The sequence below is a fragment of the Hydrocoleum sp. CS-953 genome, from assembly GCF_002260545.1.
In the GTDB taxonomy this organism is placed as follows: domain Bacteria; phylum Cyanobacteriota; class Cyanobacteriia; order Cyanobacteriales; family Microcoleaceae; genus Trichodesmium.
Genome location: NZ_LGSU01001399.1, coordinates 1 through 12183, shown reverse-complemented (window position 1 = coordinate 12183; position 12183 = coordinate 1). Strand labels below are relative to the sequence as shown.

Sequence of the window (12183 nt, the reverse complement as noted above, 5' to 3'; positions counted from 1 at the left end):
GACCAATTTTGCCTCAAAGTATTGACATCTAAAGATTTTAGCCTTTTTGTACTTTTGTAGGTAGAGTGTCACAACGAAACCCAACAATCATAACACTTGTGTTGGGTTTCTCACTCGCTCTACCCAACCTACAAGAGTAGCGATAGAACTTCCGTTCCGCTTTCCTAGGTCATGCTACGCAAACGCGACCGCTCTGTTTTCCATAAATTGATGTTTGATTTATCTATTGAACAATAGTAACTAACTTTTGTAATTATAGTTTTGGTTAAGGTGGCAAACNCCCAACAATCATAACACTTGTGTTGGGTTTCTCACTCGCTCTACCCAACCTACAAGAGTAGCGATAGAACTTCCGTTCCGCTTTCCTAGGTCATGCTACGCAAACGCGACCGCTCTGTTTTCCATAAATTGATGTTTGATTTATCTATTGAACAATAGTAACTAACTTTTGTAATTATAGTTTTGGTTAAGGTGGCAAACCCAACAATTATAAAACTTGTGTTGGGTTTCGCACTCGCTCTACCCAACCTACTAGCTAACTAATAGTAGATTTGCAGACATTAGTAAATGAGTTGTACGAACAATGGGGGTATGAGTATTTTATTGATTCTAGCGATCGCCCTCTTTTATAGTGCTACGCATTAAGGCTCTTGACATTTCTAAATCCTAAAACCCTTTATTAGTCTACTATTCCCTATTCCCTATTCCCTATTCCCNGGCTCTTGACATTTCTAAATCCTAAAACCCTTTATTAGTCTACTATTCCCTATTCCCTATTCCCTATTCCCTAGCGCGTAGCGCTATACATAAATTGATGTTTTATTCATCTATTGTACAATAGTACATTGTATAGTATTTTGTATTACATTTCATTAAATCACCAGCGTTGACTTTCGGTGTGTTGTGCTGACGCTTTGCGGAGCGCAAAAACTACCCTACTCCTAAACTCAACCAAACTTCTAGAAGCAATAGTTATATCATCTCCGGTTGAATAGTTATAAATAAATGAGGGAGTCCTCAGGAGTCAGGAGTCAGGAGGGAAGAGAGGAGAAAGAAAGTATAAAAAGAAGAAAGTTTTTTTGGTCGCGCACCTCGGAACGGAGTTCTATCACGCTCTTATCCGGACATGATATTAAACAATATCCAGACCATGCGCAAACCCTCCCACTATTAAAAGATAGAGCAGCAAACGACTCAGACCCAAAGCTGCGCAAGTGGGCAAAAGAGACATTGCAGCGATTAAAAAATAGCTAGCGGGAGCATCTTGCTCGCGAATATCAAAAAATGTTCTTGTAGGGGCAATTCCCGTTTGCGGAGCATTCCGTAGGAAATCGCCCCTACTTCAGAACTAACGCCACGCAAAATCAGAACGCAACCTCAAATCTAAATCTTCTTCTGGATAAATCACAACAACCTCCACTTTATCCCGACCCACAAATACTCCACCCAAAGCGCCCAACCCCGCACCTATCAATAACCTTTCCACCTCCAGAACATCATCCCCAAGAACTGCAGACAATAAAGCAGCAGCACCAGTACCCACAGCCGCACCCTTCAAAATATCCCCAGCATTAGCACCCTTTGTTATTCTTTCAGTATCAGTAACTACCTTAGAAATAGCATCAATACGAAACCTACGGCGATCGCCAATAATTACTTGTTCGGCAAAAAATTGAGTCCCATTGGAAACAGGTCGTAATTGACCTTCTATCTCACTGCCAAAGGGTATTACAACTCTTCCTTGAACATCCCTAATATCTTGAGTCACTGTCAACCTTAACCTCATCGACTCATCTGGAGTTAGAACGACTTTTTCTGCTTCCTCATATCCTACGGGGATGAGTGTTCCTGCTGGTATTTGTGCTACAGGCAATGGTCTTCGTTGATTGACAGGCAATGTTCGTGGGTTGCCAGGGAATTGTCGTTGTAGGTTGTTAGGGTACTGTCCTCGTTGGTTACCATATTGTCGTTGTCGGTAAAATTGAGCCATAGCTGGGTTTGACATTAAACCAGGCGTTGCTGTAGCTAATGTCATGCCTAAAGTTAATAATAAAGATGTTCCAAAACGCCATTTTTTTGAGTTAAACATAAGTAATATCTATCCTCCAATTCAGTTATCAGTTAGTAGGGACGTTGCATGCAACGTCCCTACAGTTATCAGTAACTCCCGCTGAAGTCAGAGACTTAAGACCCTATTTTTTGGTCAGAAATTACTTTTCACTTTGTAACTTGCGCCTAGCGCTGATTAGTTTTGACTTTTGACTTTTGACTTTTGACTTTTAACTTTTACAGAATAATTAATAATTAAATAATTAAACAATTCAGCTTTATTAACCTTCTCTTTCAAGGGGAAAAAAAATAAATTTTTTCCTTATTAGTCAATCCTCTTCCTTTTAGGGAGAAGTAATTATCAATTATCAATTATCAATTATCAATTATCAATTATCAATTATCAATCAAAGCTTTTAAAGCTAAAATTGCTGCACCATAAACAGGTTGATGTCGAGGCCAAATAAGTTTAGCAGCAGGAGCGATCGCCAAGATAGAATCTTCAAACCAACCGCGAAAGTTCATCATACTGTTCCAGACACTTCCAATAGTAACTACTTCAAAAGTTTCGTGAGGCTTAAATAAGGTAGATATCACAATTTTTGTAGCTATACTTAACTCCTCCACAGCACCTTGAATAATTTTCTTAGCTACCTTATCTCCCTTATCTGCGGCTGCGGAGACAATGGGAGCAAGTGCGGCTATATCTGTTGCACCCCATCCACGGCGATAAACTACTTCTATTATACCTTCAATATTTTTCAAGCCCAGGTGTCTTTGAAAATCTGTAATTAAAGTAGTCGGAGATTCACGACCATCATAACTTTTTAAAGCTGCTTGTAAACCTCGAATAGCTATATTATAACCACTACCTTCATCTCCTAAAAGATAACCCCAACCACCAACTCGCTTAGTTAAGCCTTGACTATTTTGGCCGAATACTAAGGAACCTGTGCCTGCCATTACCACAATACCTATAGAATATCCAATACCTCCCACCAAAGCGATGTTACTATCGCTACAAATAATTATTCTATTTGGGTGTAAATCCCATTTTATCGGCAGATTAGTAATAATTTCTTGGAGCAAATTTTCTACTACTGGAAAGTCTTCAGGTCTTCCTACTCCTGCTAAACCAAGACAAATTCCAGAGATAGGTTGATGGTTATTATTATTAGTAACTGCTTGAGTAATAGCAGTTTGAATCGAATTTTTTGCTACTTCAATTCCTACACTTTGATAATTTGAAGGACCGCTTTTACTACTGCCAAGAATTTGATAATTTTCATCCATTAAAACGGCTTCTGTTTTGGTGCCACCGCCGTCAATTCCTAAAACATTTACTTGTTTCATATTCTATAATTATTATTATTTATCTAAATTAGAGTAGCATAGACATTTTCTCTGTAATAGCTGTACCTTACACTTGATAAAATCTGCTATATTTATCTAAATTTGCAGACCAGACAAGAAAAGTTTTAATCATAAAATAAGGTATCAAAATAACTGATAACTGAAATGACATCAAACTATCCCTACCACACAAAAATTATCACAAATAGTCAGGATAAATCCTATCTAACTCCAGAATTTCAATATGTCGTATCTAGCTTAATTCTGAAGCTCAAAAATTCTCAATTAAGAGACTTTCTATTTGAGAAAATCCTTGGGGATAACAAGCAAAATATTAAATCTGATATAACTAACCTAGAAATATTTGAAAAATCTCGACCTCCCCGTTTAGGAGCATTCTATACCTCTGATAATTTAGTAAATAAAATTATTTCACAAATCGAAATTAAACCCAACTTTAAATATTTAGACCCTGCTGTTGGCACCGGCAATTTTATTTTGATATTAGTCAAACAACTACTGACTAAATTTTCTTTTGATTCTGTAGATGAAATCTTAAATTCAATCTATGGATTTGATATAGATTGGGAAGCACTAGAAATTTGCAAAATTAGGTTTTTATTAGAACTAGAGCAATTTTTTAAGATTGATATTTCTACCTATCAAAACCTAAATTTTTATCAGACTGATTTTACTGTCAAAGCTGCACAAGGATTTGACTTTATCAATAATTTTAATATTATCTACAAAGACTCAAACCAAGTAATAAATATCAAAAAAGAACTTAAATTTGATTATATTTTTGGCAATCCACCTTTTATCACTTTTTACGGCAGACGCAGTAAAAAATTACCAGAAAGTCATAGACAATATTATTTAAGTAACTATGAGTTTATTCCTGATGCAGTCAAAAATGGTAAATTAAACTTGTATATGTTTTTTATTGAACATGGTTTAAATCTCCTCAAAACAGGTGGTAATCTAATTTACTTGTTAGATAATTCCATTTACGAAACNAATATTATTTAAGTAACTATGAGTTTATTCCTGATGCAGTCAAAAATGGTAAATTAAACTTGTATATGTTTTTTATTGAACATGGTTTAAATCTCCTCAAAACAGGTGGTAATCTAATTTACTTGTTAGATAATTCCATTTACGAAACCTCAGCTTATTATTTGCGTAAATGGATAATTGAAAATTTCCAAATTAAATCTATTCAGATGGGTTTAGCTAATTTTGAGAATGTTGCCAGCGGTCAAACAATCTGGCAGATTACGAATATTCCCCCTGAAAATAATGTTTTAATAGAAGATTTTTATCAACATAAAATTCAGCAAATAAATCAGGATAAATGGTTGAAAGATATGGAATGTAGAATCAGCATCTCTGACTCTAACTCAATTTTAGATAAGCTTACTCAGAATCAACTATTGGTTGACTATTTTCCCAAAAAATCAATTAGAACCTGTTGTATGTTGTTAAACTTAACTGAAAAATTTTTAGTTACTAAAGAAGATTATCAAAGGGATAAATCTGGATTAATCATGCCTTATCTAGAAGGAGGAAAATCTTTATCTTCTCCAGATAAACCTTTTGCATTTTCTGATTATATTAAATATGATTATGAATTGCAACTTCGACTTAGTGAAGAAATTAGAGTGAGATTGGAAAAAGAAGGAATTAAAAATAAAAAGCGTATTGGTTTAGGTCAACTGGAAATTTACCGATCGCCTAAAATTTTTATTCGACAGTCAAGCGATCGCTTAATTGCCAAATTTACGAATGAACATTTTATGGCAAATAATAGTTTATATGTATTAACTCCTATTTATTCTAATTTTAGAAAGGAAGACTGGGAAAAGATTTTAATTTATACGGAACGCTTACTAAACTCAAAATTATATTTATATCTGGCGGATCAAATGAATATTATTAGAAAAAATCTCAAGCAGCAACCTCAAATCAAAGTCAGCGATTTAAAAAGATTACCTTTTTGGTTGGATGAAAAAAGCTTATTTTTTCAGAAAGTCATTAGTATTAACCCTATAGATAGGAATAAAATTGATAATCTGATTTACAAAGAAATAAAATTTACCAATCAAGAAATTAGCGAGATAGAGTCTTTCTCACTTCTTGTTTAACATCATCAAACTCAGATTCCAAGTTATTAATTTCTTTCTCTATTTTTTGCTGCTTTCTGACTAGAGAAGCTTGTATTTTTTCTTTCAGTAAATCAAGAAATTCAGTTAAACTTCGACTTTGAGGAGAAGCAGCATAATTAACTTGTAACTGATTATTTGGCTGAATCCTAAAAGAAGAATTAATGTCTTTCAACATAAAAATATTAACCATTTTACCTGTGGGAGTTTCTACAAATCTCAAACCATTTTCATCCTGAACATAAGCCAATTGACAATATACAGAAAAATAATTTCCATTCTTGAAAAAATCTAGAAATTTTTTGTAAGTTCCCATATCTGGATTACTATTTTTGTAAGCTGCATTTGTGGCTTTTATATCTATCCAAATTAATTCTTGATCCTGCTTGTTAAACTCATATATAAAATAAATATCATAGGGATTTTTAGTTGCTCCTTTAGGAGAGCCTGCAACTTCAATGATTTTTTCTTGCTGTTGGGCTATCTCAACAAATTTGTCTTCTAAAACATCACTTATTTCTGCGCCAGCTCTAGATACTGCCCTAATCGGTAAAGTAGGATTTTCTGAAATTATTTGNCTCCTTTAGGAGAGCCTGCAACTTCAATGATTTTTTCTTGCTGTTGGGCTATCTCAACAAATTTGTCTTCTAAAACATCACTTATTTCTGCGCCAGCTCTAGATACTGCCCTAATCGGTAAAGTAGGATTTTCTGAAATTATTTGCTGAAAAATTGTCTTGATTAAATTAAGAATTCTACCCTCTTTTTCCTGCCATTTCATATTGATAAAAACCCTATATAAAAATTGCTGAATTAAGTTTCAAAACTTATGATAACTGATAATTGAAATGACTCTTTCCTACTTTTTATAAGACTATAAAATAATTGGATATTAATGAAACTTATATTTAATTAATTAATATATTTAAAATTTAAACGATTTTTGACAAAAAAAGTTGAAATGAGCTTTCGATGGCCAAATTTTAGGCAAAAATCGTTATTTCGCGCTTGTATTAGCAATCTTTTCAGAAACGCTACAAGTCTTGATATGCAATAAATACAGGATTTTTGCTCCCCTGGCAATTTTGATGTATATTGATAACAAGTCTGTCGCTCTGCGCAGGTGCTTATTAAAATGAAAAAGAGCATTGGTAAGTATAAGTGCGATATAGCTGCCGCTAGGCTCCGCCAACGCGTTTGCGTAGCATTCCGTAGGAAAGCGGAATGGAATTTTATCGTCTCAGGGAAACGTAGTTTTATCGNATAAATACAGGATTTTTGCTCCCCTGGCAATTTTGATGTATATTGATAACAAGTCTGTCGCTCTGCGCAGGTGCTTATTAAAATGAAAAAGAGCATTGGTAAGTATAAGTGCGATATAGCTGCCGCTAGGCTCCGCCAACGCGTTTGCGTAGCATTCCGTAGGAAAGCGGAATGGAATTTTATCGTCTCAGGGAAACGTAGTTTTATCGCGTACTATCAAAAAATGGTATTGATAAGATTGATGATTTTTTCCTCTTTTTCCAGCCATTTCATATTGACAAAAATTTTAACTATAGCAATCAGTTGTGATTTGTGAGAATTTGTAATATTTGATTGTAGGGGTTTGGTCTCCAAACCCCTACTACTCCAAACCCCTACAGTTTTTTTCTCNAGTTGTGATTTGTGAGAATTTGTAATATTTGATTGTAGGGGTTTGGTCTCCAAACCCCTACTACTCCAAACCCCTACAGTTTTTTTCTCACATCTCATTCCTGATTGCTATATAAAAATTGCTGAATAAGTTTTATGACCTATTCAGCCTTCCTGAAAAGTAATAGAAAAATTAAACCTATAGCTAAGAAAGAACTTGGTGAGAACCTAGACTGATGATCAACCTTAGACTAGGAAATATTTTTCCAACTATTCCCTCTCTTGGTGCGCGTTCCCAAGCCAGTCCGTTGGGCGGGTCTCCCGACTTGAAGGAACTGGCGTTTGCGTCTGTCGCCGACGTGGGGTCGCACCGCTATTCCCTATTCCCTATTCCCTATTCCCTATTCCCTATTCCCTATTCCCTATTCCCTGCTACTGTAATTGAGGTAAAGCCTTTCTCGCCCTTTCTGCACGAGCATCCGCAGACTCCATCACATCATCAATTTTTTCCAACATTTCCCCTGGATAATTTTCTAACACCTTAGTAGAAAGAGAAATTCGTTTTCGACCTTCATCCAAATCAACAATCATCGCCTTAACCAAATTGCCCTGAGCAAAAATTGTTGATAAAGACTCAACCCGTTTTTGACTAACTTGGGTAATATGCAGCAAACCAGTTAAACCCNATTCCCTATTCCCTATTCCCTATTCCCTGCTACTGTAATTGAGGTAAAGCCTTTCTCGCCCTTTCTGCACGAGCATCCGCAGACTCCATCACATCATCAATTTTTTCCAACATTTCCCCTGGATAATTTTCTAACACCTTAGTAGAAAGAGAAATTCGTTTTCGACCTTCATCCAAATCAACAATCATCGCCTTAACCAAATTACCCTGAGCAAAAATTGTTGATAAAGACTCAACCCGTTTTTGACTAACTTGGGTAATATGCAGCAAACCAGTTAAACCCTCTAAATCTACAAAAACACCAAAAGGTTTCACTCCCGCAACTTTTCCTTCCACCAACTGACCAACAATTAACTTACTAAAACCAGCAGACTGAGCGGCCAAACGCTGAGACATTACAATTTTCTTTTTTTCTTGGTCTAATTCCAAAAAATTGACAGTCAATACTTGGTCAATTAATGACTCCAAATTATCCTTTGCTAAAAGATGGGAGCGCGGAACAAAACCCCGCAAAGATTGCACATCTACCGTTACTCCACCTTTATTAGTACCAATTACTCGAACTTGGAAAGACTGACCACCTTCTTTTAGTTCAACTAACTTCTCCCATATTTGATTAATTTCTAGCTGCTTAACAGAAAGAAGCACTTCACCCTCTGCGTCTTGCTCGCGAATAATTAGAAATTCTCTTTCTAGCTTTAGTGGTAGTGCTTCCGATAAATCTTGTGTTACTCCCAAGGAAGCTTCTTGAATGGGTAAAAGAGCTAAAGACTTACCCCCTATATCAACGTAAATACCTTCAGATTCATAACTATGTACTTTTCCAGTAACTATTTGTCCTTTTTGAAATTCATAATTATACTGAGGTTGTTCGAGAGCTTTAGCAAAATCGTCCATAGTAAAGGACTGTTTACTTCCTTGAGAGCTAGTTGATTCGGGATTCATATCGATAATTGATAATTGATAATTGATAATTGATAATTAGGGCTTGCTGAAAAACTCTTTTTAAAAGCTAGCACTTTTTTTTACAGCTAAAAAATTTAATACCTTTATCTGTAAAAGCTTTGATATTTAATCAGCAAACCCTAATTATAGTTTGCTTATGTAAGTCTTTTGGTAAAAGCATTTCTCCAGAATTCACGAGTCAGGGGAATTATAGAAGCCCTAAGCGTATCTCCAGAAAATAGGTTTGAGGGAGAATTAATTAATTGATAAAAAATGGTTCATTAATTGATAATGGATAATTGATAATTACCTCTGGTTAAAACCTCACGGGAATTGAAGATAACGAAATATCCTAGCACTTTTTTTCCACTATCCAAGGGGAGACTTTAAACCAGAATTATTTAATTATTAATTATTAATAATTAATAATTCGGTAAGAATTGATTTGATGATTGGATGAGTGGCAGATATCTAATACACCCCATCTCCCCATCTCCCCATCTCTCCCGTACGGACGTTGCATGCAACGTCCCTACCCCTACTCTCAATCTATAATTTTAAATATATCCCTTCAGGGGTTCTATAGAGGAGGTAGTCCGAAAAATCGTCTCTTGATTTTCTTTTCCTATCTTGCCCAAAATGCTAAATTTTTGCATCTCTGGCATCTAAAAGCTGGTACTTTATTAGTACCTAAAAAGGCTAAAACCTCTATCTATAAATACTTTTAGTTCTAATCAGCAATTCCTAATTCAAGATAGTTTTCATTATCAATTATCAATTATCCACTATTCATTATCCATTATCCATTATCCATTATCCATTATCCATTATTCATCAATTGTTGATTAAATAGTTCTTTTGTCTTAACCCAAGCATCAGCAGCAGCTTCAGTATTGTAACTACTACGATGGTCACAAAAGAAACCGTGGTCTGCCGGATAACGAAATACTTGATGTTTAATTTGATGTTTNCATTATTCATCAATTGTTGATTAAATAGTTCTTTTGTCTTAACCCAAGCATCAGCAGCAGCTTCAGTATTGTAACTACTACGATGGTCACAAAAGAAACCGTGGTCTGCCGGATAACGAAATACTTGATGTTTAATTTGATGTTTCTGTAATTCTACTTCTATTTGCTCTACTTGTTCTATGGGAATTAGAGGATCTTCTGTACCAAAGAAACAATATATTGTACCACTAATTTTAGGAGTGAGAGTAATAGTAGGTTCACCACCACCGGGAGTACCAGTAGCAATACCACCTCCATAGAAAGACGCGGTTGCTTCAATTTCTGGCAAAGTAGCTGCTAGATAAGTAACATGGCCTCCAAAACAGAAACCTATACAACCAAATTTATCTAGTTTAACAGTAGGTAGGGTTTTGAGATAATTAATAGTAGCTTGAATATCGCTTAATAGTTCTGAAGCTTTGGTTTGTTCTTTGTATTTGCGACCTAATATTAAATCCTCCTCAGTGTACCCCACTTCAAAACCAGGAGCTTGACGTTGGTAAATTGAGGGAGCGATCGCCACATAACCTTCTTTGGCAATTTTTTCTGTTACTTCCCGAATATGGCTATTAACCCCAAATATTTCTTGCACCACCACTACTGCCGGAAATGGACCTTCTCCTAATGGTTGTGCTAGATAGGAATCTATTTGAAGGTCTCCATTGGGGACTTTAATATGAGTNTCAAAACCAGGAGCTTGACGTTGGTAAATTGAGGGAGCGATCGCCACATAACCTTCTTTGGCAATTTTTTCTGTTACTTCCCGAATATGGCTATTAACCCCAAATATTTCTTGCACCACCACTACTGCCGGAAATGGACCTTCTCCTAATGGTTGTGCTAGATAGGAATCTATTTGAAGGTCTCCATTGGGGACTTTAATATGAGTGGTATGGATTTCTAGTTGTGTCATTTCAGTTATTAATTATCGAATAAGAAGGCTGGAAAACCGGATTTTTCTTTTTGATCCCCTTGAAAGATGAGGTTTGATAGTTAATTTTTTACCGAATAATTAAGGTTTAAAGCCTCTCATGATCAAGGAGAAACAATGAATTTATTTTCCTTTTATTCAATCCAATCCGTTTTAGGGAGAGGTAATTATCAATTATCCATTATCAATTATCAATTATTGAAGGAGCAAAAATTAATGTTAAATCTATAATAATTCTAAATGATTTATGGTAAAAAACTGTAGGGATTGGCTTTCAAAACCCAAACAAAAGTGGGATTTGGAGACAAGACCCTGACGATAAAATATTACCAAAATAATTGGGTTGCGCAGCCCCGACTTTTAAGGCTAAATGTTTTTCGAGCGTTGCTCTAAATCACCATTAAAAAAACAACTTTTGACTTCATTAAAACCTATTTAGGATTGGTATATATCATAATTGATATGATGATCTGGCGCTGCAAATTTAGGGCGCGGACATGGGTAAATCCCAAAACTCAGTCAGAGATAACTTTTGACTTTTGATTTTTGATTTGAATTATGTTTGATTTTAAGATTGAAACAGATAGTGATATTCCCGTATCAAACCAATTATTTAATCAAATTCGGTTTGCGATCGCCTCCCGACAATTTCCCCCTGGCCATCAATTACCTAGTACCCGGCAACTTGCGATGCAAACTGGGTTGCATCGTAATACCATAAGTAAGGTATATCGTCAACTAGAAGAGACTGGCCTTGTAGAAAGTAAAGCAGGGTCTGGTATATATGTGAGAGGGCAGGAAAATCAGGTAGGGTCTAAGTCTCCTACTTTAGAGAAAAATCCAAATACCACTCATAGGGCCAAGACGATAGTCAAGAGTTGCCTGAATGAATTGTTATCCCAAGGTTGTAGTTTATACAACGCCAGGGAAATGTTCTTCAAAGAGATTAGCTGGCGATTAAGTTGTAGGAATATTTTAGTTACAGCTCCATCTAATGATATTGGGATTGGAGAATTGATGGCTAAAGAGTTGGAAGAAGCTCTAGGTAATTCGGTAAAGGTACAGTTAGTTCCTTTGGAAGAATTAGATGAGACTATAGACAAAGTATTTTTTTTCACAACTACAATTGTCACAAGTCGTTATTTTATTGGGCAAGCTGAAAAAATAGCTGCTAAAAAAAATCAATCTGTCCGAGAGTCTATCCCAGAACCTGTTCAAGAAGCTTTCCTAGAACCTTTCCGAGTTATACCAGTTGATATAGATGATTTTAGTCAGGAATTTGAATTGCTAAAAACATTACCTAAGGGAAGTTACTGTGGTTTAGTTATCTTAGTTCTGGTTTTTTACGAGCTGCAGAAGTAATTATTAATGGTTGGCGTGGAAATGATGTAATTGTTATTACTGCCCAACATATAGA

9 protein-coding genes and 3 pseudogenes are annotated in these 12183 nt (G+C 35.5%); 3 read left to right on the top strand and 9 right to left on the bottom strand.

Going from position 1 to position 12183, the window contains the following annotated elements; all coding sequences use genetic code 11:
* Positions 1 to 1348: 1348 nt before the first annotated feature.
* Both AFK68_RS27955 and AFK68_RS27950 read right to left on the bottom strand, forming a co-directional pair.
* Complete coding sequence (locus AFK68_RS27955) at positions 1349 to 2089, bottom strand: hypothetical protein (RefSeq protein WP_094676931.1); 741 nt, start codon at positions 2087 to 2089, stop codon at positions 1349 to 1351.
* 356 nt (positions 2090 to 2445) lie between these two features.
* Complete coding sequence (locus AFK68_RS27950; RefSeq protein ID WP_094676929.1) at positions 2446 to 3402, bottom strand: N-acetylglucosamine kinase; 957 nt, start codon at positions 3400 to 3402, stop codon at positions 2446 to 2448.
* A gap of 165 nt (positions 3403 to 3567) precedes the next feature.
* On the opposite strand from AFK68_RS27950, the pseudogene AFK68_RS46750 reads away from it, so the two are divergent.
* Positions 3568 to 4418 (top strand): annotated as a pseudogene (locus tag AFK68_RS46750) (Eco57I restriction-modification methylase domain-containing protein); the annotation flags it as partial.
* A 66-nt stretch (positions 4419 to 4484) separates the two neighbouring features.
* A complete protein-coding gene (locus tag AFK68_RS46745) occupies positions 4485 to 5546 on the top strand; it encodes a TaqI-like C-terminal specificity domain-containing protein (RefSeq protein ID WP_094676925.1) in 1062 nt (353 codons plus the stop codon).
* On the opposite strand, the gene AFK68_RS46740 is transcribed toward AFK68_RS46745, so the two are convergent.
* From AFK68_RS46740 to AFK68_RS35645, 7 genes and pseudogenes are all read right to left on the bottom strand, one after another.
* On the bottom strand, positions 5512 to 6135 hold the full coding sequence (locus AFK68_RS46740; RefSeq protein ID WP_371357601.1) for a hypothetical protein: 624 nt from the start codon (positions 6133 to 6135) through the stop codon (positions 5512 to 5514). The two genes, AFK68_RS46745 and AFK68_RS46740, sit on opposite strands and share 35 nt — an antisense overlap.
* Positions 6136 to 6142: 7 nt before the next feature.
* Positions 6143 to 6344, bottom strand: a 202-nt coding sequence (locus AFK68_RS46735) for a hypothetical protein (RefSeq protein ID WP_371357599.1), incomplete at its 3' end; no start/stop codon positions are given.
* Positions 6345 to 7627: 1283 nt separating this feature from the next.
* On the bottom strand, positions 7628 to 7867 hold the full coding sequence (locus AFK68_RS27920) for a S1 RNA-binding domain-containing protein (RefSeq protein ID WP_371357600.1): 240 nt from the start codon (positions 7865 to 7867) through the stop codon (positions 7628 to 7630).
* 43 nt (positions 7868 to 7910) lie between these two features.
* On the bottom strand, positions 7911 to 8825 hold the full coding sequence (locus tag AFK68_RS27915) for a S1 RNA-binding domain-containing protein (RefSeq protein WP_094676917.1): 915 nt from the start codon (positions 8823 to 8825) through the stop codon (positions 7911 to 7913).
* A gap of 820 nt (positions 8826 to 9645) precedes the next feature.
* On the bottom strand, positions 9646 to 9786 hold the full coding sequence (locus AFK68_RS27910; protein WP_094676935.1) for a dienelactone hydrolase family protein: 141 nt from the start codon (positions 9784 to 9786) through the stop codon (positions 9646 to 9648).
* A 10-nt stretch (positions 9787 to 9796) separates the two neighbouring features.
* Positions 9797 to 10517 (bottom strand): annotated as a pseudogene (locus AFK68_RS27905) (dienelactone hydrolase family protein); the annotation flags it as partial.
* Position 10518: 1 nt separating this feature from the next.
* The coding region (locus tag AFK68_RS35645) for a dienelactone hydrolase family protein (protein ID WP_210407659.1) at positions 10519 to 10748 on the bottom strand (230 nt) is incomplete at its 3' end.
* Positions 10749 to 11324: 576 nt separating this feature from the next.
* Between AFK68_RS35645 and AFK68_RS27900 the strand changes: the two are divergent.
* Positions 11325 to 12183: pseudogene (locus AFK68_RS27900) on the top strand (GntR family transcriptional regulator); the annotation flags it as partial.

What these genes read in the sequence shown, in the direction of transcription:
- AFK68_RS27915 (WP_094676917.1), bottom strand. Translation starts at nt 8,825, where the DNA reads ATGAATCCCGAATCAACTAGCTCTCAAGGAAGTAAACAGTCCTTTACT.
- AFK68_RS27950 (WP_094676929.1), bottom strand. Translation starts at nt 3,402, where the DNA reads ATGAAACAAGTAAATGTTTTAGGAATTGACGGCGGTGGCACCAAAACA.
- AFK68_RS46745 (WP_094676925.1), top strand. Translation starts at nt 4,485, where the DNA reads ATGTTTTTTATTGAACATGGTTTAAATCTCCTCAAAACAGGTGGTAAT.
- AFK68_RS27955 (WP_094676931.1), bottom strand. Translation starts at nt 2,089, where the DNA reads ATGTTTAACTCAAAAAAATGGCGTTTTGGAACATCTTTATTATTAACT.